The sequence below is a fragment of the Pirellulales bacterium genome (assembly GCA_036267355.1).
In the GTDB taxonomy this organism is placed as follows: Bacteria; Planctomycetota; Planctomycetia; order Pirellulales; family DATAWG01; genus DATAWG01.
Window position 1 is genome coordinate 1 of the sequence record DATAWG010000049.1, and the last position, 25,660, is coordinate 25,660.

The 25,660-nt window shown below is 61.2% G+C and carries 19 protein-coding genes; 10 read left to right on the plus strand and 9 right to left on the minus strand.

Translation table 11 applies throughout. The annotated features are described in order from the left end of the window. Window positions 1–339 precede the first annotated feature (339 nt). Complete coding sequence (locus VHX65_07950; protein HEX3998466.1) at window positions 340–1,542, minus strand: TlpA disulfide reductase family protein; 1,203 nt, start codon at window positions 1,540–1,542, stop codon at window positions 340–342. A gap of 275 nt (window positions 1,543–1,817) precedes the next feature. Between VHX65_07950 and VHX65_07955 the strand changes: the two genes are divergently transcribed. Then, window positions 1,818–3,242, plus strand: a complete 1,425-nt coding sequence (locus tag VHX65_07955) for an excinuclease ABC subunit UvrC (GenBank protein HEX3998467.1) — start codon at window positions 1,818–1,820, stop codon at window positions 3,240–3,242. Window positions 3,243–3,434: 192 nt separating this feature from the next. On the opposite strand, the gene VHX65_07960 is transcribed toward VHX65_07955, so the two are convergent. Next, window positions 3,435–3,929 (minus strand): hypothetical protein, encoded by a 495-nt coding sequence (locus VHX65_07960; protein ID HEX3998468.1) that lies wholly within the window; start codon window positions 3,927–3,929, stop codon window positions 3,435–3,437. A gap of 379 nt (window positions 3,930–4,308) precedes the next feature. Here VHX65_07960 and VHX65_07965 point away from each other — a divergent pair, with 379 nt between their 5' ends. Beyond that, on the plus strand, window positions 4,309–4,788 hold the full coding sequence (locus tag VHX65_07965) for a division/cell wall cluster transcriptional repressor MraZ (protein ID HEX3998469.1): 480 nt from the start codon (window positions 4,309–4,311) through the stop codon (window positions 4,786–4,788). Between the two features lie 278 nt (window positions 4,789–5,066). On the opposite strand, the gene VHX65_07970 is transcribed toward VHX65_07965, so the two are convergent. The 3 genes from VHX65_07970 to aroF all read right to left on the minus strand — a co-directional run bounded on the left by VHX65_07970 (window position 5,067) and on the right by aroF (window position 7,793). Further along, window positions 5,067–5,582 carry a DUF4943 family protein gene (locus VHX65_07970; GenBank protein HEX3998470.1) on the minus strand — a complete coding sequence of 172 codons (516 nt, stop codon included), beginning with the start codon at window positions 5,580–5,582 and terminating at the stop codon, window positions 5,067–5,069. A 428-nt stretch (window positions 5,583–6,010) separates the two neighbouring features. Continuing rightward, on the minus strand, window positions 6,011–6,511 hold the full coding sequence (locus VHX65_07975; protein ID HEX3998471.1) for a DUF1844 domain-containing protein: 501 nt from the start codon (window positions 6,509–6,511) through the stop codon (window positions 6,011–6,013). Between the two features lie 268 nt (window positions 6,512–6,779). Beyond that, entirely contained in the window at window positions 6,780–7,793 is a 1,014-nt protein-coding gene (aroF, locus tag VHX65_07980) for a 3-deoxy-7-phosphoheptulonate synthase (protein HEX3998472.1), read from the minus strand. A gap of 598 nt (window positions 7,794–8,391) precedes the next feature. On the opposite strand from aroF, the gene VHX65_07985 reads away from it, so the two are divergent. After that, complete coding sequence (locus VHX65_07985) at window positions 8,392–9,198, plus strand: sugar phosphate isomerase/epimerase family protein (protein HEX3998473.1); 807 nt, start codon at window positions 8,392–8,394, stop codon at window positions 9,196–9,198. A 233-nt stretch (window positions 9,199–9,431) separates the two neighbouring features. Further along, window positions 9,432–10,439 (plus strand): hydantoinase/oxoprolinase family protein, encoded by a 1,008-nt coding sequence (locus tag VHX65_07990; protein HEX3998474.1) that lies wholly within the window; start codon window positions 9,432–9,434, stop codon window positions 10,437–10,439. Window positions 10,440–10,947: 508 nt separating this feature from the next. On the opposite strand, the gene cobA is transcribed toward VHX65_07990, so the two are convergent. Further along, window positions 10,948–12,489 (minus strand): uroporphyrinogen-III C-methyltransferase, encoded by a 1,542-nt coding sequence (gene cobA, locus VHX65_07995; GenBank protein ID HEX3998475.1) that lies wholly within the window; start codon window positions 12,487–12,489, stop codon window positions 10,948–10,950. Window positions 12,490–12,657: 168 nt separating this feature from the next. Here cobA and VHX65_08000 point away from each other — a divergent pair, with 168 nt between their 5' ends. Both VHX65_08000 and rpsT read left to right on the plus strand, forming a co-directional pair. Then, window positions 12,658–14,055 (plus strand): tetratricopeptide repeat protein, encoded by a 1,398-nt coding sequence (locus tag VHX65_08000; protein ID HEX3998476.1) that lies wholly within the window; start codon window positions 12,658–12,660, stop codon window positions 14,053–14,055. Window positions 14,056–14,178: 123 nt separating this feature from the next. Further along, window positions 14,179–14,469: a 30S ribosomal protein S20 gene (gene rpsT / locus VHX65_08005; GenBank protein HEX3998477.1), complete on the plus strand. Its 291-nt coding sequence runs from the start codon at window positions 14,179–14,181 to the stop codon at window positions 14,467–14,469. A 237-nt stretch (window positions 14,470–14,706) separates the two neighbouring features. Here the strand turns inward: rpsT and VHX65_08010 are convergent, their stop codons facing one another. After that, window positions 14,707–15,066, minus strand: coding sequence for an Hpt domain-containing protein (locus tag VHX65_08010; GenBank protein ID HEX3998478.1), 360 nt, complete (start codon window positions 15,064–15,066; stop codon window positions 14,707–14,709). 414 nt (window positions 15,067–15,480) lie between these two features. Here VHX65_08010 and VHX65_08015 point away from each other — a divergent pair, with 414 nt between their 5' ends. Together VHX65_08015 and VHX65_08020 are read left to right on the plus strand one after the other, a co-directional pair. After that, window positions 15,481–16,548 (plus strand): hypothetical protein, encoded by a 1,068-nt coding sequence (locus tag VHX65_08015; GenBank protein HEX3998479.1) that lies wholly within the window; start codon window positions 15,481–15,483, stop codon window positions 16,546–16,548. A 91-nt stretch (window positions 16,549–16,639) separates the two neighbouring features. After that, window positions 16,640–18,436 carry a nickel-dependent hydrogenase large subunit gene (locus VHX65_08020; GenBank protein ID HEX3998480.1) on the plus strand — a complete coding sequence of 599 codons (1,797 nt, stop codon included), beginning with the start codon at window positions 16,640–16,642 and terminating at the stop codon, window positions 18,434–18,436. A gap of 334 nt (window positions 18,437–18,770) precedes the next feature. Here VHX65_08020 and VHX65_08025 read toward each other — a convergent pair whose 3' ends face one another. Together VHX65_08025 and VHX65_08030 are read right to left on the minus strand one after the other, a co-directional pair. After that, window positions 18,771–19,541, minus strand: a complete 771-nt coding sequence (locus VHX65_08025) for a hypothetical protein (protein HEX3998481.1) — start codon at window positions 19,539–19,541, stop codon at window positions 18,771–18,773. A gap of 253 nt (window positions 19,542–19,794) precedes the next feature. Next, the gene (locus VHX65_08030) at window positions 19,795–21,981 is read right to left on the minus strand and encodes a hypothetical protein (protein HEX3998482.1); all 2,187 of its coding nucleotides are present in this window, start codon (window positions 21,979–21,981) and stop codon (window positions 19,795–19,797) included. A gap of 156 nt (window positions 21,982–22,137) precedes the next feature. On the opposite strand from VHX65_08030, the gene VHX65_08035 reads away from it, so the two are divergent. Beyond that, the gene (locus VHX65_08035; protein ID HEX3998483.1) at window positions 22,138–22,917 is read left to right on the plus strand and encodes a YdjY domain-containing protein; all 780 of its coding nucleotides are present in this window, start codon (window positions 22,138–22,140) and stop codon (window positions 22,915–22,917) included. 139 nt (window positions 22,918–23,056) lie between these two features. Further along, entirely contained in the window at window positions 23,057–25,489 is a 2,433-nt protein-coding gene (locus VHX65_08040) for a glycoside hydrolase family 5 protein (protein HEX3998484.1), read from the plus strand. Window positions 25,490–25,660 lie beyond the last annotated feature (171 nt).

Here is a 25,660-nt window from a genome sequence, read left to right on the forward strand (position 1 = left end):
CAAAGGTCAAAGCCACAAACTTAGGTTAGATGCGATGTATGGGATGGTGCTATGTCCATAGATTTTTGATGCCGGTAATGGCTCGAAAACCATAGCTATGCGTCCCATTTTACGCAAATTTGGCGGCCGTCGCCTTTTCGACCAACTAACGATCGAGAGGGCTGCCTCTTGCGGGCCGCGGCGCGCACGGATCCATGCGTGCGGAGCTACCGCTTCGCGCGGTCATCGCTAATCTCGGCAGTGCTGCGGAATGGCGAACGTGGGGCCGTTTCAGTAGGGTCAGCTCCGCCTCCGCTGGCCAGCTGCATGATTCGTGCTCGACCGTTGCCGATCGCAGTCCTAATTGCCGTTTGGCTGCTTCTGTTCTTTCTTGTCTTTCGCGTTTTTCTTGCGCGGTTCCGCCGGTTTTGTGGCGGCGGGTTGGCCTGGCTTTAGTAGCACTTCGAGTTTCTTGGCCAGCTCGTCGTCGCTCGGGTTGTGGGCGATCACACGGCCGTCGCGGCCGATTAAAAAAGTGTCGGGGATTGCGGAGATGTCGTATTTTTCGGCCATCGGAAATTTCATTTCGTCGCCGTCTTTTTCGCCGATCAGGTTGATCCACGGCAGCTTGGTGTCGTCGAGGAATTTGCCCAGATCGTCGATCGTCTTGTCGAGATCCACGCCGACGACTTCAAAACCCTTGGCGTGAAACTTTTCGTGCAGCTTCATCAAGCCGGGGAGTTTCGCGCGGCACGGGCCGCACCAGGTGGCCCAGAAATCGACCAGCACCACGCGGCCGCGGTATTGCTCGATGTTGAACTTCGTGCCGTCGACCGTCAGGCCTTCGAGCGGGAATGGCTTGCCGACCAGCGACACCGGCGGCTCGCTGGCTTCGATTTGCCGGCCGTAGGCCGAGAGCTCCGAATCGTCGCTTTTGGAAAACATTTCGCCGAATTCCTTGTAGCTGCGGGCCGCGAGCTCGTCGTCGTTCAGGCGGTTGACCATGCGGATCGTGGCCGAGGCGATCCGCAAATGTTGGTTGTCGAGCGATTCGCCGGAGAGGGCCGATTTCACTTCCGCGAGCAGCTTGGGCAATTCCTCGGGCTTGAGATCGTCGGCCGCCAGAACGCGTTGCTCGAGCAGGTAGAACTTCGCTTGCTTGGCCACCTCGGCGTCTTTGGAGTCGCGATATTCCTTGGCCGCCGCGGCGAGATTCTTGTCGGCATCTTTTTCATCGTTGACGGCCATTTGATGCAAGGCCGCGAACTTGGCTAGCACGGCGAAGCGGCGGTCGGCTTCGCTCAGCTTGCCGCGGAGGAGCTGATTGGCCGCTTCGAGCATTCCCTGGGCGAACCCCGGCCGTTCGTGCAGCGACGAGGGGGCATCTTGCAGGTGCTCGATAAATTTTCGCAATTCGTCGTTCGAGAGGCCTTTTCGCGGGGCATAGGGATTATCGTCGGCTTTCGGCTTCGCCGGATCGGCCGCGGGGGCGAGTGCCGTCAGGGTGAGGAATGCCAAGAAACCGATCGCCGCCAGGATGCAAGAGGCCTTCGCGTGTCGCATCGCATGTTCTCCTTGGGCGATAGCGGTGGGCAAGATCGTCGAGTCGAAAGGATCATTCTCGGATGGCGGATGGCATGGGTCAACAGTTGCCCCGCATGCGGAATGGTGCGGTCTGCCGTAGGTCAGCCTTTCTAGGCTGAGGGAGCCGTGGGATGTCAGGCTGGAAAGCCTGGCCTACGTGCAGATGTGCCCGGGCGTACCCTGCGCGAAACTGGACCGGTGGGATAAACTAAATGTTGGGGCTCTCGCTGAAATGCTCGCCGAGATGGTTTGCCGTGACTGCTTCTGACGATCCCATTGCCAATGGCGACGACGCCGGCGCCGATTCGAGTGCTGCCGGGGCCGATGCTGCCGGCGAGAATGCCACGGCGGCCAATTCCGAAGCTCTGCTTACCGGTTTCGAAGCGGCGGCGGCAAAGGTGCGCACGTTTCCGCAAACGCCTGGCGTGTATCTGATGAAGGATGCCGCGGGAGTGGTGATCTATGTCGGCAAGGCGAAGAACTTGCGGGCGCGAGCCGGCAGTTATTTTCTCAAGGCCGCGGCCGAAGATCGCCGCACGGCGGAGCTCATCAAGGAAATTCGCGACATTGATTTCCTGCCGGCCGAGAGCGAGATCGACGCATTGTTGGTCGAAGCCCGGCTGATCAAGGACGTGCAGCCGAAGTTCAACCGCGATCTGAAAGACGACAAGAGCTTTCCGTATCTCGAAATCTACATTCGCGAGGATTTTCCGCGCGTCGAGTTCACGCGCCAGCCGCATGATCGCGGCACAAAGCTCTACGGCCCGTTCGCCAATGCGGGCGGGCTGCGCGGGGCGATCCAAGTGTTGCAGAAGATTTTCAAATTCCGCACCTGCTCGCTCGATATCGACGACGGCGACAATCGCTGGCGATGGTTTCGGCCTTGCTTGCTGGCCTCGATCCACCAGTGCACCGCGCCCTGCAATCTGCGTATTTCCAAGGAAGACTACCGGCGCGACATCCAGCGGCTGCGGATGTTTCTCGAAGGCAAAAAAGGGGCGCTGTTGGAACAGATGCGCGGCGAGATGCGCGCGGCGGCCGAGGCGCTCCAATTCGAGCGCGCCGCTCGGCTCCGCGATGAGATCCATTTGCTCGAGACGCTCGACCAGCGTGGCGATCTCGATGAGAACGCCCAGCCGGAAGTGTTTTATATCGATCCGAAAAAGGGCTTGGCCGGGCTGCGGAAGATTCTGCATCTCGCCGAAACGCCCCGCACCATCGAAGGCGTCGATATCGCGCACCTGGCCGGCGGGCAGACCGTGGCAAGCCTGGTGCAATTCATCGACGGGTTGCCATTCAAGCCGGGCTATCGGCGATTCAAGATTCGCGGTGTGGCCGGAATCGACGATTTCGCGAGCATTCACGAAGTTGTTGGACGGCGGTTTCAGCGATTGGAAAACGACGATTCACCGAAGCCCGACATTTTGTTGATCGACGGTGGCAAGGGCCAATTGCACGCGGCAATGGCGGCGCTTGGGCAGCTCGAGATCACGCCGCCGGCGGTGATTTCGCTGGCGAAACGGGAGGAGGAAATTTACCTGCCGGGGGCCGAGGAGCCGATCCGTTTGAGCCGGCACGCGTATGCGCTGCGGCTGTTGCAATACGTGCGCGATGAGGCGCATCGCTTCGCGCAGCAGTATCACCATTTGTTGCGAAAGAAATCGTCGCTCGACGAATAACATTGCAACAGGAGCCCGCCGCGCTAGCAAGGGATTGGGGGCCGATAAACCCCGTCTAGCGCTGCGGGCTCCTGGCTTATCGGCGCCGTTGGGCGCCATGCCCACGGCTTTGCTTGAGCATATTTTCGGCCGGTCGACCGCGGGATTCAGATGCCCACTCAAGGCAGTCGGCAAGGCACCCGGCGATCGCGCTTAGCGCCGGCCGCCGTAGCCGCCGCCGACATGCACCGCTGCGGCCGCGGCTGCCCGTGCGGCTGCTTGCTCGCGCAAATTCTCATCGGCTGTGGCAATCGCTCGGCTCACGTAGTCGGTGAACTCCGGGAGCGTCACCTTCTTGTCGTGGTCGGTGTCGGCATCGGCGAATCCGCCGGTGAAAGACGGCGTGTTGCTGCTGGTGTCTGAATTGTTTTTCGTCCGCTGCGGCCGGCCCTTGCCGATCAGGCCATCGACGGCCATCTGCTTGACGGCCGAATACATGTCGGCATCGGCCTTTTTGAATTCGTATTTATTCAGGAAGCCGTGTTTATGTTTGTCGGCCTTGTTGAAGACATCTTCGGCCAACTGGCTGGCGCGGTTTTTTGCCTCGTCGGCTTTTTTGTCGTTCTTCGGCGGCGGATCAGCGTTGCCGACTGCGGCGAAGCTCAATAGCAGTGCGACGACTCCGAGGATTCCAGCGATCTTTGGCATCGTAATGACCCCCTAAAAGGTTTTTCGATTGACGGTTTGGCGAAAGCGGGGCCAAACTCGCGAATCCGATTGTAGCCGTTTTTCCATGCGTTGCCAAATTTTCCTTATCTAGTTCGGTTTGGGCTGTCGGCGAATATTGCCTAGCCGCTCGGCGGCGCGCGGCGCGCGGGACCGCTGCTGGAAAAGTTTTTGCCGAGAAAGCTTGCATTTGCGGAGGTTGCTGATAGACTGCGTTGGTCTTTCCTGTGGGAAAGCTACCCACTATTGCCGGTTTTCATGGCTAATATTGGGCTACTTGCCCAACAATTGCTTGTCCACGGACGGCCGATTTCAATGGATTTGCCTCGCTCATCTTACGGCATAAGTCCGACGATTGCCGATGTCGTATTCATTCATCCTCGGCGAGTTTGCGCGAACGCTCGACGAGCGGTTTCGCATCTCGATTCCGACGGAGTTGGCCGAGCCGCTGCTGGCCGCTGGAGCGCAGACCATTCTGGCGAAGCAACAGCCCGGCTGTTTGAGCCTTTGGCCGGCCGCCGAATGGCAACAGAAGATCGAGGCCGGGATTGCCATCGTCGAGGGAAAGTTGCGGGCGGGGAAGTTGCAAGATCAACTTGCCGATGTGCAAACGCTCGGCCGGCTGCTGTCGACGCGGCATCGGCCCGTTCAGCTTGCCGGCCGCGGGCGGCTGTCGGTCCCCGAGGGGTTTCGCGAATTCTTGCAAGTCGAGCCGGGCACGGATGCGATGGTGGTCGGCGCCGGATTGTGCGTCGAGATTTGGAAGCCGGCGGCTTGGCTGGCCCATTTGGAAAGCCGCATTCCCGAATTCGGCCGGCTATTGGATCAGCTTTCGGCGTAGCTGGTTACCGCGCGTCTCCTTAAACCGGTAGCCATTAGCCCAAGCCTATTCGTGGTCCTCGCGCGCCGCTGTCCGGTAACGAAAGGAAAAGCCGACTTTACCCTGGCCGTGTCACCTCGACAGGGTCCCAATTTTTCCAGCGGATGGAACTGGGTGGCACGGACGCCAGCTTTTACTTTTTTGCCGGACGGCGCGCGTCTTTTTTCGACCCCCCTCACCCTGCCATGTCCCGCAAGGGGGAGAGGGTGCTGCGAAGAAGTTATCTGTCGGCCGAACCTTTAATGCCAAGCCAAATCGGCGCCTTGTAGCGGATCGAGCTTTTTGGCTTCCTTCGACGGCAGCGATCGCGCCTTTTCCCACCAGGCGCGATAGGCCTTGGCCACTTGCTTGTGATTGGCCTCCGAGGCTTTGCCCCAATCGTTGCCCGCTTTTGCGGCATTGAAGCACAAGGCATTTCCCGACGGATACCGGTCGCCGCGGCGGATGCCCTCGATCAGCCACAATGCGACCATTCCTTCGCTGCAGTGCGGTTCGTATTGCGAGGAAGCCGCGTCACGTGGAAAGCTTCTGAGCTGGTTCGTTTCGTCGGCGTGGTCCAACAAGGCAGTGATATCGGACCAATCGAGCTTGGGAAATTCGATTCCCGAATATTTTTCGCTCCGCATCGATGCGAAGAGCTCTTTCACGCGGCGGTTTTCCTTCGGCAACGTCGGGTTTGAGCCGTGGACGGGTTCGATGGCCATGCTCGCGGCGAGAAGAATCACGACAACACTGCAAACCGGCCACGGCTGCACCGGAAATCTCCTTGAATGGGAAAATGCGATTATAGCCGGCATTCGCTTCGCCCAGCGCAACACGCTCGTAACGGATTTCGGCGGCAATTGCTTTCGGCCAATGTTGGACGGCAAAGCGCGCTCGATCCGCGGCGGCTGCCAAGCCCACTGTCTTGAGCGGGCAAGTGAAATGCGCTCCGACGAATGCCCACGCATCGCCGTGGGCATGGCACCGCGCGCGAACGTCGATCGCGAATGGCGAACCTGCCTCATTGGAGCAGGCACACCCCGTGTACCGTCTGGGCGCCGCTACGCACAGAGCAGCGCAGACGGCACACGGAGTGTGCCTGCTACTTTGGTCGCGGCTCCGCTGCACTGCGCTATTCCATATCGTGCTCCGAAATAATGCGCCCCCCTCACACGGCACGACGTCCGTTGCGGCGGTGCCGCTATGCCGTTTGCGACATGACGAAAGCCATGCGCAGTTCGTGGAGAAAACCGTCGAGGAGGGCGGATTCATCGGGAGTGCGATTGCCGACGGTCTTTTCCTCGAGCACCGTGAGCATATCGATGAAATGCTTCGCTTCCGAGAGCCGCACGTCGGCCTTGCCGGTGAGCGGGTTGACCATTTGGCCAAGCGCCATCATCGCCTGCGTGGCGAGCGTGGTAATGAGGAATTCGAGCGTCGCGGGCGGTGGCGGAATCGGGGCACGGCTTGTAGGTCCGGCCGCGGCGGAAGCGGGCGGCGCGGCGGATGATGCCGAGCCGGAAGCCGATTGCGCAGGCGCGGCAGCCGATTGCACCAGTGTCGCGGTGGATGGTGCCGGCGTGGAGGTCGATTTGTGTTGTTCCGCTTGCTTCGCCGCGGCGGCTTGCTTCTCTGCTTCGACGCGTTCCTTCCATCCCTCGTCGACGATGATCTTCGGCGATTCGCCAGTTTGCTCGTTCATCGGAATAGACTCCGCTGGGGCGCCAAGAGGGCCAGGCACACTTTTCGGCTCGCGCAACAAACCACGAAAATAGCAGAATGAAATAGCGTCGTGAGGATCGGCCAGGGCGCGCTCCCACAGTACGCTTCTAACTCCCGCCGGAACCCACTGCAAGTGTGCGCCACCAGCTCTCTGCGGGCACACGTGCCGTCCATCGCGGTGTCAGCATTGCCCATCGTTTTCCGTTTTCTCCGTTCCCTGGCCCTGGCCCCGACCACTGGCCCCTCTTCTACATTGTCCGCCCCACCGCCTCGGCCACCTTTCGGCACAGGGCCATCGTTTGGCGGAATTGGTCGGGGTCGAGGGATTGATAGCCGTCGCTCATCGCGTTTTCCGGGTCGGGATGCACTTCGATTATTAGCCCATCGGCGCCGGCAGCGACGCTGGCGGCCGAAAGAGACGGCACCATATCGCGATGTCCCGTGCCGTGGCTCGGATCGATCACGACCGGAAGATGCGTTTTGGCGTGGAGATAAGGAATGCTGGCCAGTGGGAGCGTGTAGCGGGTGTGGGTTTCGAAGGTGCGAATGCCGCGCTCGCAGAGCATCACGCGCGGATTGCCGGCGTCGAGGATGTATTCCGCCGCGAGCAGCAGTTCTTCGAGCGTCGCGCCAGCGCCGCGCTTGAGGAGCACGGCCCGATCGGTTTTTCCGACGGCTTCGAGCAGGCGGTAGTTTTGCATGTTGCGGGCGCCGATCTGGAGCACGTCGGCATATTTGGCCACCATGGACACATCTTCGGTGGCGAGCACTTCGGTGACGATCGCGAGTCCCGTTTTCTCCCTCGCGGCGGCGAGCATTTCGAGTCCCGGCCGGCCGTGGCCCTGAAAGGCATAGGGGCTGGTTCGCGGCTTGAACGCCCCGCCGCGCAGGGCCGTCGCCCCCGCTTCCTTGACGGCGATGGCCGTGGCGACGATTTGCTCTTCGTTCTCGACCGAACATGGCCCGGCAATAACGCCGATGCGATTTCCGCCGATGGTGAAGCTGCCGGCTTTGACCACGGTCGGTTCGGACTTGGTCTCACGGCTGGCAACCTTGTAGGGGGCCAACACGGGCAGCACATCCGCGACGCCGTTGCCTCCCACGAGCGCATCCTTATACGTGTGGCGGTCGTCGCCGATCACGGCGATCACGGTCCGCTCGGTGCCGACGATGATATGAGGCTTCAATCCCAGATGTTCGATCCGCTCGACCATGTGTTCGACGTCGGTTTTCGTGGCTTCTTTTTTCATGACAACGATCACAGGATTCTCCGGAGGCTGAAGGCTGAAGGCTACAGGACGAGGGCATGCCGGACGCTTTCGCGCGCTTAAGCCTGCGGTCTGTCGCCTGCAGCCTTGAAAAAAAACGCCCCGAGAACCGGCGGTGGCCAGATCTCGGGGCGGATGTTGTTGTCGCTTGGTTTGAGGCTACACACCTCCACCGGCCCCGCGACCCGGCGGGCTAAAAAACCACCAAAACCCAAATTGAGAGGCCGCGAAAGTGTTCATACCACTATCTTGGCATGCTGCGGCGTCGTTTGCAAGGGCCGGAAGATCTCACGCGGAGTCGCAGAGAGGCGGAGGAAGAAGGAAAGGAGGATGCTCGCAGACGACGGCTCTCGGAACGAAATTCTGCTCGTCGCCGCTAGCGATTAGTGCTCTCCGCAATGAACGGTCCACTCTCCGCATCCTCCGCGACTGGGCGCGAGCATTTCCTGCTTTGCGGTTCCGCGTGAGCCTTCCTGCCTTACAACCGCGTGAGTCTTCCTGCTTTACACTTCGGCGGCGATTTTCCATACTACTGAGCCGGACGCGCGGGCGCGTTGCGGATGGTCTTGCTTCGACGCCGGGGGACGCACGGATGGCTCGTTTGTCGATGAACGAAATGACGACCTATCGCTGGTCGTTCGATGAGGATGTCGCCGAATACCGAAAGGCCGGCATCCAGGCCATCGGCGTTTGGCGGCATAAGCTCTCCGATTACGGCGAGAAACAGGGGATTGACCTGCTCGCGGAAGCGGGCCTACCGGTATCGAACGTGCTCTGGGCCGGCGGCTTTACCGGCAGCGACGGCCACACATTTCGCGAAAGCATCGCCGACGCCACGGAGGCGATTCGGCTGGCCGCCGCCCTGAAAGCTCGCTCGCTCGTGGTCTACAGCGGCGGCCGAGCCGGCCATACGCACAACCATGCCCGGCGGCTCTTGATCGACGCCTTGCGTGAACTCGCGCCTCTGGCCGCGCGGGCGAAAGTGATTCTGGCGATCGAACCGATGCATGCCGCCTGCGCCGCGGAATGGACGTTCTTGACCACGCTGGCCGACGCGCTTTCGGTGTTAGACGTCATTGGCAGTCCGAGCGTGCAACTGGTGTTCGACGCGTATCACTTTGGATGCGATCGTGCTGCGCTCGAGTTCTTGCCGCACTTTGCCGGCCGGATCGCAATTGTACATTTTGCCGACGGCCATTGCCCGACGGCGCAAGAACAGAACCGCACACGGCTGGGCGAGGGCGCCGTGCCGCTGCGCGAAGTGGTTGCCGCATTGCGATCGGTGGGCTACGACGGTGATTACGATGTAGAATTGATCGGTCAGGAAATCGAAGCCACCGACTACCGCGAATTGCTTCGTCACTCGAAGGCAATGTTCGAGGAGTTGGTGGCGAAATGATGGTAGCGCGGCCGCACCGAGCCCGCAGCGCCAGCAAGGGAGAGTGCCGCTGGCCGCCGGTATGCCGCTGGCTGCGGACGTGCCGCTCGTGCGCCGCCGGCTCCGCCAGGGCTGTTTGTTCCGTTTGACGCCGTCCTCGCTAACGCTTCGGGCTGGTATGTTCCCTCGCCAACGCGTCGGGCTAGTGTGCAGCCGATTTGTCCCCGGGCGTCACAAGCATCGTGCAAAACCCCATGAACTGGCTTGCGCTCGACATAGGCGGCGCGAACTTGAAAGCCGCCGATGGGCTCGGCTTCGCCGTGTCGCAACCGTTTGCGCTATGGAAGAATCCACGGCTGCTGGTGGAAGCGTTGCGTACGTTGGTCGCCGGGGCGCCGCGAGCCGACCATCTCGCCGCCACGATGACCGGCGAATTGGCCGACTGTTTTAACACCAAGACCGAAGGTGTCGAGTTCATCGTGAACGCGCTTTCGACCGCCGCCGACGGCCGGCACACGCGCATTTATTTGAACAATGGGCTGTTGGTCTCGCCGCAGATCGCGCTCAAGCAGCCGTTGGCCGCCGCGGCCACGAACTGGCACGCTCTGGCTCGATTTGCCGGCCGCTACGCGCCGAAGGGCTCCGGCCTGCTGGTCGACATCGGCTCGACCACGACCGACATTATCCCGCTCGTCGATGGTCGTCCCGCGGCGCAGGGGAAGACCGATCCGGAGCGATTGATTTCATCGGAACTGGTTTACACGGGCGTGGAACGGAGCCCGGTTTGCGCGCTGGTGAACGCGGTGCCGTGGCGGAAGCAGCAGTGCCCGGTCGCACAAGAGGTATTTTCCACCACCTGGGACGCGTATCTGACGCTCGGCGATTTGCCGGAAGAGCCGAACAACTCGAACACGGCCGACGGTCGCCCGGCCACCAAGTCGGCCGCGCGCGATCGGTTGGCCCGCGCGATCTGTGCCGACCGTGAAACGTTCGACGAGGCGGATGCTCATGCCGCGGCCGAAGCCATCGCACGGAGCCAGTTGGCGAAAATTGCTGTTGCCGTGGCGCAGGTCGGCGGTCGATTTGATTCGCCGCTCGAAACGGTCGTGGTTTCCGGGCGGGGGGAATTCGTCGCCCGCCGGGTGCTTGAGCGTATGAAAACGCCGGCGAAGATCGTATCGCTCGACCAGGAACTCGGCCCGGCGCTGTCTCGCTCCGCGACAGCCCACGCGCTGGCAGTGATCGCGCGGGAAGGCGAGTAGTGTTGGCGGCGTGTGCCACTGCGTCGTGAGGGATTGCGGCATGAGGGATTGCGTCGTGTCCCATTGCGTCGTGTCCCATTGCGTCGTGTGCCACTGGCAAGCGCAGTCTGCCAGTGCTGCGTCATGCGTAGTTCACACTGGCGTAATGTGAAATCGTTTTGTTACCGAAGACCTGGCAGCGATTTTCGAAAAAGGCCGGCGATACTTGAGCCTGTAAGGCTCGTTCCGCCGGCCAAGGGCGGAGCCGCTTGAGCAGCGTAGCCCCGGGCCTGTGATACAACGCACCGTGCGGCCCTGAAAGGGCCGTTCTACAATTCGCGGCGCCGAATTGAACGGCCCCTGTCGGGGCCGACGGGCCCTGCGGGGCAGTTGACCCAGGCCTGCGCCGCGTGCGCGGCTTCGGCCTGGGCTAGCAGAATCGGCCTTTCAGGCCGAGACGATTCACTTTGCCCTGCGGAATATTGTGGGTAGCCGTAAGCGCAAAGCCGTGGGCATGGCGCCCTGTGCTCTAATTTCCGATGGCCGCCAGAATTGCCGCCACCACGCCGTCCATCGTGAATTCCGTTGCCTCGGCGGCCGGTTCGTAGCCGAGCGAGCGGAGCGTGGCCGAGGTGATCGGACTGATGCTCGCCAGACAGCTGTTTCGCAGTTGCTCGCCGAACATCCGCACGAGCGACCGAGCGATCGCAGAACTGGTGACGGTGATCCAATCGATGCGGCCGGCGGCAAGCGCCGCTGCAATCGGGGCGTCCGGCTGCGGTACGTCGCGGCTTTCGTAGATCACGATCTGCTCGACCGTGGCGCCGGCAGCGACTAATTCTTCCGGCAACACCGCGCGGCCGCGGCTGGCGCGGGCGAGCAAGAACCGCCGGCCTCGCGCTTCGGAGCGCAACATTTCCGCAAGCGCCTCGGCCCGATATTGCTCGGGTTGCAAGTCGGCTTTGAGATGATAGCGCGTGAGTTCGTCGCCGGTGCCGGGCCCCATCGCGGCAATCCGCAATCCGGCCAATCGGCGCAAATCGCCCCCTTGCTCGAGCAATCGCTCTAACAAGAATCGGACGCCGTTGGCACTTGAAAACGCGAGCCAATCGAATTCATCGAGCCGCGACAGGGCCGAATCGACCGGCCCCCAATCCGATGGCGGGCTGATCTGAATTGCCGGCTGCAGCAGGCATTCTGCCCCAAGTTCGGAAAGTCGGCCGCAAAGCGTTTCGGCCTGATCCAGCGGCCGGGTGACAAGCACTCGCCGGCCGAAAAGCGGCCGCGATCGAAACCAATCGCACGCCGTTGCCGCGACCACCGAACCGACGATCACGACCACCGGCGGGCGCATTTTCGCCGCTGCGATGTCTTCGGCGACACGGCCGAGCGTCGTGTGGGTCACGGTTTGATCGGGCCACGAGACACGGCGCACGATCGCGGCCGGGGTGTCTGGCGGTTTGCCGTTTGAAATCAGTTCCGAGGTCCATTGATGCGCCGTGGTCAGACCCATGTAGAAAACGAGCGTGCCGGGAAAGGCCGCGAGGGCGGCGAAATCGAGGCCCGAGGATTGCTTGTCGTCGGTTTCCCGGCCGGTGACGAGTGCTACGGCCGAGGCTTCGTCGCGGTGGGTGAGCATGATTCCGGCATAGCTGCCGGCGGCCAGGGCCGCGGTGATTCCGGGCACGATTTCCAGCGGCACGCCCGCGGCAGTCAACGCTTCTGCCTCTTCCGCCAGCCGGCCGAATACCGCAGGATCGCCCCCTTTCAACCGCACCACGCTTCGCCCGGACCGAGCCAATTCGATCAGCCGACGATTCACCTCGGCTTGCGGCATGATCCGATCCGGGCAAACGCCCGGGCCGGCCGGTCCGCCATGCCGGCCGAGGCAGAGCATATCGGCTCCTGGGCGGGCATGGATGAGAATTCGCGGATTGACCAGATAGTCGTAGAGCACGACATCGGCCCGCCGCAGGCATTCGACGCCCCGCCAAGTGATTGATCCCGGGTCGCCGGGGCCGGCGCCGACGAGATAGACCTTGCCGAGGGAATTCGAAGCGGTGGGGAACATGGGGAACGCTGGGCGGTGGCAGGATGTGTTGCCGCGGCATGCGTTGCGGCTCGGTTGCGGTCGATGGCCCGGCTAGGCTAAAATACACCCGAATAAATCGCTACCCACCCTCGGTCCGTAGCGCTTCGGCGAAGCGCGGCGAAAAGATTCCAGTCGATTTCTGTGCCCATGGCCGACGAAACACAAGAAGATAAACGCCCCAAGCTTGTGCAACGCAAGCCAGTTTCCGCCGAGCAGCGGCGGCTGTTGCAATTGAACTACGACAAAGGCGAGCAGTCGAAGAATCGCAATCGCGATTACGCGACCGAAATGTTCGCCCAGTGCGTTGCCGGCGACCCGGGCAATCGGGTCTACGTTCAAGCGTTTCTCGACAATCTGCAGAAAAAGTATAACAACAAAGGAAAAGGGGGCAACTTCGCCGGCTTCAAGGGCATGGGCTCGCGGGCAACGCTGAAAAAATCGATTGCCAAAGGCGAGTTCGAGAAGGGCATTCGCGCCGGCCTCGAATTGCTCAAAATCAATCCTTGGGATATTCCGGCCCTGATGCAGATGGCCGAGGCCTCGGCCGGCTTGGGCTGCTATGAAGCGCAGCTCATGTATCTGAACCTGGCCCAAAAAAGCGCGCCCGACCAGGGCGATGTCGAAATCGCCCGCGCTTGCGCCAAAGCGCTGGCCAACGTCGGGCAGTTCGATCAAGCGATGGGCTGTTGGGAGCGCGTCAAGAAGCATCATCCCAACAACGAAGAAGCGCAGCACGCGATCGCCGCGCTCCATACCGACAAGATCTCTTGGGTCGGCACCGGCAAGGAAGACAAGGGGGGCAAGAAAGGCGCCGGCGGCAAAGACGGCACTCGCGAAACTGAGCTCCGCGCCAAGCACGAAGCCGATCCGGCCGATGTCGACGCGGCAAGCGATTTGTCCGATTTGCTGGCGCGCGAAGAGCGCTACGAAGAAGCCGAAACCGTTTTGAACACATCGCTCGCGGCAACCGGCGGCGATATCAAGGTGCGCGAGCATCTCGAAGATATTCGAGTCCACCGCTACCGGCATCAATTGGCCGTCGCCGAAAAGCGGGCCGCCGACGATCCTTCCGAAGAAAACAAGAAACTGCTGCAAGAAATGCGGCGGGAACTGAACCGCGTCGAACTCGAAGTCTTCCGCAGCCGCAGCGAACGACATCCCGGCAACACCACTTGGAAATACGAATACGCCATGCGGTTGAGCCGGTCTGCCAACTACACCGAAGCGATCAAACGCTTTCAAGAAGCCCGCGGCGACCCGAAGCGCAAAGCAGCCGTGTATATCGAGCTGGGCAACTGCTTCTTCAAAATCAAGCAATTCCAATTGGCGGTCAAAAGCTATGCCGACTCGCTTGAAGTGATGACGGAGCGCGACACCGAACTGCGGAAGAAGGCCCTCTATCGCGCTGGCGTGGTGGCTATGGATCATTTGAATGATCTGGACGCCGCCGACCGCTTCTTGACGATGTTGGCCGGGCTCGATTTCTCCTATGAAGATGTGTCCACCCGTCTGGACAAAATCAACCACGCACGTCATAAACAGTAACGTCTCCGGCGGCGCGAAAGCCCAGGGAAGGCCGCCGCCCCATCACCATCGAATCCCGTCGCCGGCCTTCCCTGGGTTTGCCCCGCCAACCCGCCGTCACCCACAACAATTTGCCCCCGATCCATGCCGAATACCAAGAGTGCCAAGAAGCGCCATAAGCAGAGCCTCGTCCGCCGCGAACGGAATCGGGCCGTCAAATCGAGTCTGAAGACGCAGATTCGCAAGACGGTCGAGAAAATCGCCGCGGGCAAGCTGCCCGAAGCGGAAGCCGAGTTGACATCGGCGACTGCGAAGCTGGACAAGGCCGCCGCCGCGAAGATCATCCACCCAAACCGCGCCGCCCGGCTGAAATCGCGTCTCTCGCACCGCATCAAAGTCGCCAAGACGGCTTCCGCGGCACCGGCCGCGCAATAGCGCTCGCCCTGAACGGCGCTCTGTGTAGCGGTCAGACACCGTGTGCCGCTGGCAAGCGCAGTCTGCCAGTGTAAACCGCGCGTGGCGCAGCACTTGCCGGTGCAATCCACACTCCATTCGCTCGCGGGCGGCGACGATGCCATGTCCGCGGCCTGGCATGGGCATCGTTTCAGGATCCCTCGGCGACCGGACCAAGCCGCTGGGGGTGGCGCCCCGCATCGTGAAACCGCGAAGCAATTACGATGGCGAATGCGATTGGGTCGCCGCCGGATCGACGCCGGCACAGACGCGCCGGCAAAGTTGAATCAGTCCGTCGAACAGTCGCTGAATCGTTTCAGCCGGCTGGCCATCGCGGATCGCCGATTCCAGAGCGGCGGCAGCGTCGGTCAGGCTATCAAAGCCGTAGCTGCCTGCCGCCCCTTTCGTTTGGTGGGCAGCGCAGCGCAGCGCTTCTCGGTCGCCGCTGGCGAGCGCTTGTTGCATCGCGTTGATCCGGTCGAGCATGCCATCGACATACATATCGACCAATTCGCCCATAACTGGATCGTCAGCAAGCGACGAATAGATCGGCTCGCCACCGACAAACGCATTCGACATACGCTGTCCCTCTATTGCTGTTTACGCTCGGCCGAAAAATAACTTCTCCGCAGCATCCTCTTCCCTCGCGGGAGAGGGCGGGGTAAGGGGGGGCTCCAAAGCGGAAGTTATTTTTCGGCCGAGCCTTACGGGCGCTCATCCGAACGACCGACCGGCAGCCGACGATCGACTGCATCTGGCAATCTCGAAAGTCTAGCTCGCAATTCGAGCGTGGAAGCAGGATGAGCGGGGGAAGCCTGCTCTTCCGGCAACCGTATCGCTCGTGCCGCACGCATATGCTAAACTACGAACCCAAGCATTGATGAAAATCGAAGCCCAAAGCAGCGTTCCGGCGATTCATCATTTTGGCATTCGACATTCTTGCGACATTCGGCATTAGGCCTTCGTCATTTTCTTCGCACGGACGGCACCCTCATGGATGAGTTGCACGCGGCAGCATCGCGGATGCCTTCGGAACCGGCAAAATTCAATCGGATCCACATTCTCTGGCTCACCGCCGGGCTCGGTTGCGACGGCGATTCGATTTCGATCACCGCGGCGACGCAGCCAAGCCTCGAGGACCTGGTGCAGGGGGTGATTCCCGGCGTGCCGCAAATCGTGCTGCATCATCCCGTGCTCGCCTACGAGACGGGCGATGAGTTTCTCAAACCGTGGCATCAGGCCGAACGAGGCGAACTCGAACCGTTTATTCTCGTCGTGGAAGGATCGATCCCCAACGAAGCCATCAAGCCCGAGGGTTATTGGGCGGCGATGGGGAATGATCCGTTGAGCGGCCAACCGATCCCCACGTGCACTTGGATCGATCGGCTCGTGGGCAAGGCCTGGGCGGTCGTGGCCATTGGCACCTGTTCGGCGTATGGTGGCATCCACGCCATGGCCGGCAATCCGACCGGCTGCATGGGCCTGCCGGATTATTTGGGCTGGGATTGGAAATCGAAAGCTGGGCTACCGATCGTGTGCGTGCCAGGTTGTCCGGTGCAGCCCGACAACTTCATGGAAACGCTGCTCTACTTGCTGAACCAAGCGGCCGGCCGAGCGCCGATGATCGCGCTCGACGACGTACTGCGGCCGACGGCTTTATTCAGCGCGACGGTCCACGAAGGCTGCGACCGCGGCGGCTACTACGAGCAAGCCGATTTCACCGCCGAGTACGGCACACCCGAATGCATCGTCAAGCTCGGCTGCTGGGGGCCGGTCGTGCAGTGCAATGTCGGCAAGCGCGGTTGGATGGCGGGCATCGGCGGTTGTCCGAGTGTCGGCGGTGTTTGCATCGGTTGCACGATGCCGGGCTTTCCCGACAAGTTCATGCCATTCCTCGACGAACCGCCTGGGGCAAAGCTTTCGACTGCCGCGGTGTCGGATTACGGCCGCATGGTCCGCGCCCTGCGGCGTTTTACCCAGGCATCCATGAACAAAGAGCCGATGTGGCGGAACCGCGGGGCCGAATTGACGAGCGGCTATAAGTCAGCAAACGGGTCGTGAGGCGATGCATGTCAGGCTGGAAAGCCTGACCTACGACATGTCAGGCTGGAAAGCCTGACCTACGAGCCGCAAACGCGAAGGAATCGAATCGATGGCGAGCACCGAGACGCAAACCGCATCCAAGCCGGCAACGGCGAAGCTGGTCGAAAGGTCGTGGGACCCGGTGACACGCATCGTCGGCAGCCTTGGCATTCACACGAAAATCGATTTCGCCGCCCGGCGCGTCGCGGAGTGCTATAGCACATCGTCGATTTTTCGCGGCTACAGCGTGTTCATGAAGGGCAAAGACCCGCGCGACGCTCATTTCATCACCAGCCGCATCTGCGGCATCTGCGGCGACAATCATGCCACCTGTGCCACGTATGCGCAGAACATGGCGTTCGGCGTCGCTCCGCCTCCGCTGGCCGAATGGATCGTCAATTTGGGCGAGGCGGCGGAATACATGTTCGACCACAATCTTTATCAAGACAATCTCGTCGGTGTCGATTTTTGCGAGCGGATGGTCAAGGAAACGAATCCCTCCGTGTTGGCCCGCGCCGAGCAAACGCCGGCTCCGCATGCCGAAATTCATGGCCAACGCACGATTGCCGACATCATGCGATCGCTCAATCCGTTCGAGGGATCGCTCTACCGCGAAGCACTGCACATGAGCCGGCTGACGCGTGAAATGTTCTGCCTGATGGAAGGGCGGCACGTCCACCCCTCGACGCTCTATCCCGGCGGCGTCGGCACGGTGCCCTCGGTTCAGCTTTTCAACGACTATCTCGTGCGGCTGTTGAAGTACATCGATTTCGTGAAGAAGATTGTCCCGCTGCACGACGATCTGTTCGACTTCTTCTATGCCGCTCTTCCCGGTTACGAAGAGGTCGGCCGGCGGCGGATCCTGCTGGGCTGCTTCGGGTCGTTCAATGATCCCGACGTGTGCGATTATCGCTACGCGACGATGTCGGACTGGGGTCGGAAAATGTTTGTCACGCCCGGGATCGTCGTCGATGGCGAGCTGATCACCACCGATCTGGTCGAGATCAACTTGGGAATTCGTATCTTCCTCGGCAGTTCGTTTTACGACGATTGGGTCGGCGGCGAACGGTTCGTGAACAACGATCCGCTCGGCAATCCGATCGATCCGCGCCATCCCTGGAACCAGACGACGATCGCTCGGCCGCAAAAGCGCGACTTCGGCGGCAAATACACCTGGGTCATGTCTCCCCGCTGGCACGATCGGCGGACCGGCGAATTTCTCGCGCTCGATACGGGCGGCGGACCGCTGGCCCGATTTTGGGCCACCGCGCTGGCCGGCGCCGTCGATATCGGCCATGTCAAAGCGACGGGGCAGAGCGTGAAGATCCGGCTGCCGAAAACCGCTTCGCTCCCGGAAACCGAATTCGAATGGAAGATCCCGCGCTTTAGCAACGCGCTGGAGCGCGATCGGGCCCGCAGCTATTTCCAAGCGTATGCCGCCGCTGCCGCCCTCTATTTCCTCGAACGCGCAATGGCCGAGGTCCACGCCGGTCGGCTCGCCACCTGGACGCCGTTCCATGTGCCCGAGGAAGCGATCGGCTGCGGTTTTCACGAAGCCGTGCGCGGCGTGCTTTCGCACCACATGGTCATTCGCGACGGCAAGATCGCCAATTACCACCCCTATCCGCCGACGCCCTGGAACGCTAGCCCGCGCGATTGCTTCGGCACACCTGGGCCGTATGAAGACGCGATTCAGAACACGCCTCTGCTGGAAGAAAACGGCCCCGACGAATTCAAAGGGATCGACATCATGCGCGCTGTCCGCAGCTTTGATCCATGCCTGCCCTGCGGAGTGCACATGCATCTCGGCGCCGGCAAGGTGCTCGAGACGGTCCATTCGCCGATTTTCGGCATCCCCCGCGGCTAGCGCCGCCGGTGAGATTCACTTCTGACAGGCAGCTCAACATGCCCCTTCGCAATGCACTCTTGCCCTCGTAAATTTCAAAGTGCATCCTGGCCGAAGGCGACGAGTGCGTGTGTATGTGTGTGTGTTTTGTGGCGCCAGCGGGCGGGCATTCAACGGAAAAGACGGGCACGGCCATTTAGCGGCCGTGCCCGTCCTTCAATTTATTTAACGCGACGGTTCAAAAATTTCCGGCACACAGCAGACTGGGCTCCGACATTCGTTCTGCCACAAGCCTAACGCCTTCCGCCGCCGGCAACCGCCGCGAACCCTCTTCTTCATCCTTCACGTTCAGAACCTAGTGCTTATCGCCATAGGATGTAGTGCCGCTAGTGTGGCCGCTTACGGCCGAGCCACCGTGAGGCACGTTGGCGCCATGATTATCGGAACTCGGGCGGTTGTTGTTCGTTGCACCGCTCGTGTTTGTTGCGCCGTTCTTGTTGGTTGTCCCGTTGTTGTTCGGTAACCCGCTATTGTTCCTGTCGGCCTTGTTACCGGCATTGGGAACCTGTTGATGGTCCATCCGGTCCGCGCGGTTCATCTCGTCCATGCGGCTGGCCGTGCGCGGCGAATTCCGGTCGTACGTCTCCCACAAACCGTTTTGATAGTAGGTCCAGCTATTGTCCGGCTGGTAGTACCACCACATTCCGCCGCTGTAAACAAACCGCCAATCGTTTGCGTTGCCGTTCGTGCGGCCCATTTCGCCTCGGGGCTCGAGAGCGCGAACGCCATTGCCGGCTTCGGGCGCGGTGCGAATGATCGGACCACCGGGGTTAATTGCGTTTTGAGCGCCGCCGCCGGACCCGCCGGCTTCAAAATGCCCTTGCCCAGCCGCGTTCGGATTTGGGCCGCTGCTGATGGGTGCCCCACCCGAACCGTTCGGCCCAAAGTGGCCTTGGCCGGAGGTGTTATTGCCACCGATACCATTGCCGCCCCCGGCCTGGACCGACGGATTGCCCACGCCGCTGCCGACTTCGTGTTGCCCTTGTCCGGCCCCTTGGGCCATTGCGCTGCCGGCCGAGAAGGCACAGCAAGCCGCAAACGTCAACCAAAATGATGTGTATTTCATCGAATCATCCCCTTGGGAGAAGAGAGAGTGAGACTCCAAGCGCCAATCGCCGCGGAGCTTGCATGGTCATGGGTGCACTTGGCATACCAATGCGGCGGAATAGGCGTTTCCGGCAGTTGTTCCGGCCGAAAAGCTGCCAAAGCGCCGGGCTACAAGCGTCGGATCCACCGAGAAATGGGGGATTGCAAGCCCGCCGCTTGATTCGGCTGCATGCAGAATGGCTAGCCAGCGGTCGCTGGCTTGCCGCTTTGGGTCACTCGATTTCCACAATCGATGCGGTTTCCCCATTGCTGCCAAAGCGGCCCACAAAGAAATCGGTAGACAAATTGACGCCCAGCAGCGTTCGATTCGCTGGCGCGGCCAACGATCGATAAGCCACCCATTGCTGCTCGCCGCATTGCACGCGGTAGCCAACCGCCTGATCGCGGCCTGCGATCTGGCGCTGCTCGCCGACCGTAAGCTGTCGCCATGTAAGCGGATCGCGATCCAGATTGCGAGCCCGCTTGGTCGACAGATCGATCCACAGCGGCGCGAATAGCCGGCAGCCGTACAGCGATTGGTTCAAAACGATTGCCGGCGGGCGTGCGTCCTTCGCGGCCGCACCGATCGCCGTCGAATTGTTCGGCAGCATACCGTTGGTTGCCGCCCCGTTCGTGGCAGTGTGAGCTGCCGCCCCGTTCGTGGCAGTGTGAGTGGCCGCTCCATTTGTCGAGGCGTGATTCGCCTTCGTGCCTTCGATTGCCGTTTCCAACAAGCGACCGTGGCCTGCTTCTTCGACCACGAGCGAACCGCGGCGCCGATCGGATAGCCACTCCGGCAACTCGAGCGGCAGCACGACGGCACGGAGATGTTTGCCGGCGAGCGTCAATTCGCGAGTTTCGTGAGCCGGCCGAATCGCGATTTCGGCAGCGAGCGGTAGCTGCCCGCGATACACTAGCTCGCGCGGTTCGTCGCCGAGAACCGCATCGGCAAGAAGCAGGAACTGATCCTTTCGCGAAAGCAATATCTGGCGCTGAATTCGGATCGAGCGATTCAGCTTGATCTCCAATTCGAGGTAATCGCAATCCGCATCGCTGACCCAGCAAACTTCCGACCAGGTGTCTTTCGGGCCGGCCAAAGCGCCGTCGGCCCGGACCTCGAATTCCCACACACCGCTTAGGAGCAGTTCGCGATCCGATTGCAATTCAATCCGCACATCGCATCCGGGATAGGCCACCGTCAGCCGGGCGGAGCGCAACGACCAATCGGCTTGCATCACGGCAAGTTCGGCCCATTCCGAAAAAACCGCCGCGTCTGGCAAGTGCTTCGGAGGCCGCTTGCTGTTTCGGCCCCGTGCCTTTTTCCCTCCACGCCCGGCGGCGATCGTCGCCATCGACCGGCGGTCGTGCTTATCGCCATCGACGATCAGCCCGGCGGCAATCTCGCTCAGCCACGCGACGCTTGCCCCCCACACCGGCTGAAGGTCGCCATCGCTCAGATTCGATAGCACCGGCGTTCCATCGTTGCGTGTCAGACGCAGCGCTTCTCGAACCGCTTGGAAAAACTCTTGTTCGGCATCATCGTCCCAGCAAGCACCGAGTGTGGAATCGCTTTCCCGGCATTCGTCGGGCACTGACTTCGCCGATGCCGATCGCACCGCGGCGGCCAGGATCCGGCAGCGCGTCCAGCAAGCCACCAGACGATGGAAGATCGACAAATGCCGGCCGTGCGGCAGGCCCGCGCCATCGAGCAAATCGGCGATGCCCTTGGATAGCGTTTTCGCCGCGGCAGAAGCAAGTTGCCGGCAAGGCACGGTCTCGGAAAACAGCGCGGCCAGCGTCCAGGGCAATTCGCCGCATGCGAGCTGGTTGGCGAGCGGATCGGCGGACACGCTATTTTCCAACGTCATGGAACCGATCTGCGCCAAATGGTGCAGCCGTTCGATCAATTGCCACCACATCTCGCCGCTGCACACCCGCCCAAGCGCCGCCAGCGCTCGTGCCCAAGCGACCGCCTCCAAAGCTGCGTCGACACTCGGCGCCCAGCGTTGCAAGTCGGCTGTTTCGGTCAGCCACTCTTCGACGTGAACGGGCGCCAGGGTGGCCAATTCGCGCGCCCGGCGCGGTCGAGCGTCCGAAAGCCTGGACAACCAATCCAGCCTGTGGTTGTCGCCGCTGAGGCGAACGGCGCCCCAGGCGAGCGCCCCGCCGGCTTTCTTTCGGCCGCCGGCCAGCTTCTCCGTCAATTCCGCGGCCAGTGCCGTTCCCGAGCGGCCGAGCAGATGCCGCCGCCAGCGTTTCCAGCCGCCGGCCGAATCGCCCGCGACGTAATGCCGCCGCACGCCACTCGGGGCGGAAGCATGCCAAAAATTATCACCCGCGGCCGGCCAAGCGGCCTCGGCGGTTGCCTCGGTCGAGATGGCTAGCGAATCGGCTGCGGAGTAGGATTGTTCTGCTGCCATGAGAGTGGTCCGCCCCGCGAGTGATTGAAGACAAGTGTTATGAAGACAAGTGCTATTTCAACGGCAAGGAAACGGGTATCTTAACAATCAGCGAGCCGAAGTGTGAGCGGCCGGGGCAACATAATCTGCAAATTCTCCATCCCCGAGGATATTCCGATGAGGAACCGTATTCGATTGGCATTGGCTCTTTTGACGGCGTGCCTCTTGGCCACCGCAACGAGTCTCAGTTGGGCCTATCCGCCCGCCCCCGCCCCTGTCCCGGCACCCGACGCCAAAGGCGACGCGAGCGGCGACACCAAGAGCGATCCAAACATCGTCTATCTTTCACCCGACCACGATCTGTGGATCGACAAGAAGCAGCACGAAGTGGTGATGAAGGGCAAGATCGCGGTGCGCGAAGGGAACCTGGAAATGTTTGCTTGCCCGGAAGGCACCAAAGAACATGAATCGATCGTGGCCGTGGCCACCAAGGCCCGCCCGGTTCACGCGGCCCTGTTGGCCCTCGGAGCGAAGGTCGGCCATCCTTCGCATTACGACAGCAAAACGCAAAAATTTACCCCGGCGTCGGGAAGCGAAATCGAGGTGTTCGTCCGCTGGACCGACGACAAAGGCAAACACGAAGCCCGTGGCCAGGATTGGGTGCGCAATATCAAGACCCAAAAACCGCTTGAGTATCCGTGGGTGTTCGGCGGAAGCATTTTAGAAGTGGAAGACAACGGCGAGAAATACTATCAGGCCGACTACGGCGATTTCATCTGCGTGTCGAACTTTCCCACCGCGATGATGGACTTGCCGATCGACAGCCCGAAAGCGTGGGCCGACCATCTGTTCGAACCATTCACCGATCGGATTCCGCCCCGCGGCACCGCCGTCGAATTGGTGCTGAAGCCGAAACTCGACAAACCGAAAACGAATCCCGGCGAAACGCCGAAATGACGTAGGTCGGGCCTTCAGCCCCACACCGCACCGTCGGACGCGAATTGCCGTTCAATTTCGGTAAGCGATCGATGGGCGCCATGCCCGCGGCTTTGCGTGGGCATGTTCCCCGAACGAGGAAAAAACGGGAGCAGAGCGGATGACCGACGTGCAAGAACCTCATCCGGCGGCAACGTCCGTGCAACTGCCGCTCGCGCTAACGGCATTGGCCGGGTTGTATATTTTAGTTGGCATCGGCGCGGTTCTCGGCGTTGCCAGATCGCTGGCCCATCGAGAAATCAATCTCGATTTCAGCGTGCTGTGCATCTTCATGGGCTGGGGACTGCTTCGCCTTAAAGATGCTTGGCGGGTATGGAGCCTATTCTGCGTTTGGCTCGGCGCGATCGCGCTGGTGCCGGTTTGCGCGCTGCTTTATTTCGCGCATGCCCCTCTGGCCGCTTCGGCATTCGGGCATGGATGGACCGACGTTTCGAGAATCTGGGTTCTTGCGCTTGGCGGCCTCGCGCTTGCCTTCTCGGTGTGGGAATACAAGGTGCTGACGCGGCGCGACGTTCGGCAACTATTCTCGCAGCGGCTGCTGGAGGAAATTCGCGGCGCACGGAATAAGTTGGTGCCGAATTGGTTCCTGGCTTTGATCTGCGTGTTGGCAGTCGCGCAGTATTACGTCGCCGTGAAGACAAGCCGCTTCAACAATCCAGCTCAATCCGATAATGCGTGGCACAGCGTCGGGCTCGACCTGTCGCGATTTTGCTCTATCGACGACGACTGCCATAACAAGGCGATCATCGACGACACGACCAACTCGATCAGCATCGCGGCGGACATGGTGAAATCATGTTGGTATCACCACGAAACGGATTCGGAAGGCAGAGCCGCGTGGATCAATGACGACGGACCCGACCGCCTCGTGTTTCCGATGATCGAGAACACGCTGTCGGTCCAGTTTCCCGATGGAACCAAAATGGAACTTCCGCTTCCCGCCAACGCCGCAAAGCAATTCGTCGACGGCTACCACCCCGGGCAAGCGGGGCACCAACCTAGCCTGCTCCGGCGCGCGCTCGGATTCGCCAAGCCATCGCCGGCGAAGTCGCAATTTGCGGCATATCTGGTCGCCTATCGCGAGCCGGAGGAGCCGATGTTGCTCGCCGGTGTTGATGATCCCGACTTGATGCAATTCATCAAGATCACGCCGAACCAATCCCGGGCGAAGCAAATCGCCGTCGACAAGAGCCACGCGCTCGAGGTCGTCACCGATGCCAAAGCCCAATGGCCGAGCGTTACCATCGCGCCGAAAGACGGCAAATGGGATCTGAGCGGTTTCGACGCGGCAACGGTCGATCTTCAGAATCCCGAAGATACGGCAGTTCGCGTGTTGATGAACGTCAACGGCCCCGGCGCCGATGGCGTTCATCATTGCAGCACCGATGCGACCAGCGTCCCCGCGCACGGCAAAGCGACGCTCACGGTGGTGTTCGGCCGATGGTATGGCAATCCAAGCGACGTCGATTTAAAGAAGATCGCCTCCGTCTCGGTCGGCTTGGATCGGCCCGGTGGGTCGCGGCGATTTTTGATAACGCAGATCAAGGCGGTCGCGGCGGACCGCCATCAAGTCGAGGCGGCGATGGCCGATCCGTTTTTCAAAGAACTGAAGCCGGCATTTGGCCGCGGCATCAATTTGGGCAATGCGCTCGAAGCGCCGAAGGAAGGCGAATGGGGCGTTACGCTCAAGGAAAGCTATTTCGAGCAAATCGCGAAGGCGGGATTCGATTCCGTGCGAATTCCGATCAGTTGGTCGCCGCATGCCGCCAAATCGGCGCCGTATGCAATCGATCCGAAATTCTTCGACCGCGTCGATTGGGCGATCCGGCAAGCGCTCCAGCAGAAGCTAATTCCGATCGTCGATATGCACCACTACGGCGAGCTGATGGATGCGCCGCAGAAAAACCGCGAGCGGTTTCTGGCCCTGTGGGAACAAGTGGCGAGTCATTACAAAGACTTGCCCGCCCAGGTGCCGTTCGAATTATTGAACGAGCCGCATGGAAAGCTGACGGCCGACCTGTGGAATTCAATGCTGGCCGACGGAATCCGCGTGATTCGCCGCACGAATCCGACGCGGCAGATCATCGTCGGCCCGGTGGGTTGGAACGCCATCGGCGAGTTGAACGGCTTGGTGCTGCCGAAAGACGACCGGCATTTGGTGGTGACGGTGCATTACTACAGCCCGTTTCATTTCACGCATCAAGGGGCTGAGTTTGCGGGCCCCGAGGCGCAAAAATGGCTCGGCACGAAATGGACCGCCGCCAAAGCCGAGAAGCAGGCGGTCAGCAGCGATCTGGATACCGCGATTTCCTGGGCGGTGAAAAATCGCCGGCCGATTTATCTCGGCGAATTCGGCGCCTACCACAAGGCCGACGCCGAATCGCGGGCCCGCTGGATTCGCTTCGTCGCCGACGAAGCGGCCAAGCGGAAGATGGGCATCGGCTATTGGGAATTCTGTTCGGGCTTCGGAATCTTCAACCCCGCAACCGACCGCTGGGACGAACCGCTGGAAGCCGCCCTGCTCGGTAAATGATCCATGGCCGCGCTTGCGAAAGCGGCATCGCGAAGCATGCAAATTACCGGCGGCTAGCGCATTGCCGCGCACAGGCGGACGTTCCTTGCGAGCGGCAAGGCGCTAGCCGCCGGTATATTGAAGCAAACGTTGTTTGCAGACGGGTGTCATGAAACGTTTCGGCCTGAAAGG

Bases quoted from the DNA above. Each gene is read 5' to 3' on its own strand.
- VHX65_07950 (HEX3998466.1), bottom strand. From the start codon at position 1,542: ATGCGACACGCGAAGGCCTCTTGCATCCTGGCGGCGATCGGTTTCTTG.
- VHX65_07960 (HEX3998468.1), bottom strand. From the start codon at position 3,929: ATGCCAAAGATCGCTGGAATCCTCGGAGTCGTCGCACTGCTATTGAGC.
- VHX65_07965 (HEX3998469.1), top strand. From the start codon at position 4,309: ATGTCGTATTCATTCATCCTCGGCGAGTTTGCGCGAACGCTCGACGAG.
- VHX65_07975 (HEX3998471.1), bottom strand. From the start codon at position 6,511: ATGAACGAGCAAACTGGCGAATCGCCGAAGATCATCGTCGACGAGGGA.
- VHX65_07985 (HEX3998473.1), top strand. From the start codon at position 8,392: ATGGCTCGTTTGTCGATGAACGAAATGACGACCTATCGCTGGTCGTTC.
- VHX65_07990 (HEX3998474.1), top strand. From the start codon at position 9,432: ATGAACTGGCTTGCGCTCGACATAGGCGGCGCGAACTTGAAAGCCGCC.
- cobA (HEX3998475.1), bottom strand. From the start codon at position 12,489: ATGTTCCCCACCGCTTCGAATTCCCTCGGCAAGGTCTATCTCGTCGGC.
- VHX65_08000 (HEX3998476.1), top strand. From the start codon at position 12,658: ATGGCCGACGAAACACAAGAAGATAAACGCCCCAAGCTTGTGCAACGC.
- rpsT (HEX3998477.1), top strand. From the start codon at position 14,179: ATGCCGAATACCAAGAGTGCCAAGAAGCGCCATAAGCAGAGCCTCGTC.
- VHX65_08010 (HEX3998478.1), bottom strand. From the start codon at position 15,066: ATGTCGAATGCGTTTGTCGGTGGCGAGCCGATCTATTCGTCGCTTGCT.
- VHX65_08015 (HEX3998479.1), top strand. From the start codon at position 15,481: ATGGATGAGTTGCACGCGGCAGCATCGCGGATGCCTTCGGAACCGGCA.
- VHX65_08020 (HEX3998480.1), top strand. From the start codon at position 16,640: ATGGCGAGCACCGAGACGCAAACCGCATCCAAGCCGGCAACGGCGAAG.
- VHX65_08025 (HEX3998481.1), bottom strand. From the start codon at position 19,541: ATGAAATACACATCATTTTGGTTGACGTTTGCGGCTTGCTGTGCCTTC.
- VHX65_08030 (HEX3998482.1), bottom strand. From the start codon at position 21,981: ATGGCAGCAGAACAATCCTACTCCGCAGCCGATTCGCTAGCCATCTCG.
- VHX65_08035 (HEX3998483.1), top strand. From the start codon at position 22,138: ATGAGGAACCGTATTCGATTGGCATTGGCTCTTTTGACGGCGTGCCTC.
- VHX65_08040 (HEX3998484.1), top strand. From the start codon at position 23,057: ATGACCGACGTGCAAGAACCTCATCCGGCGGCAACGTCCGTGCAACTG.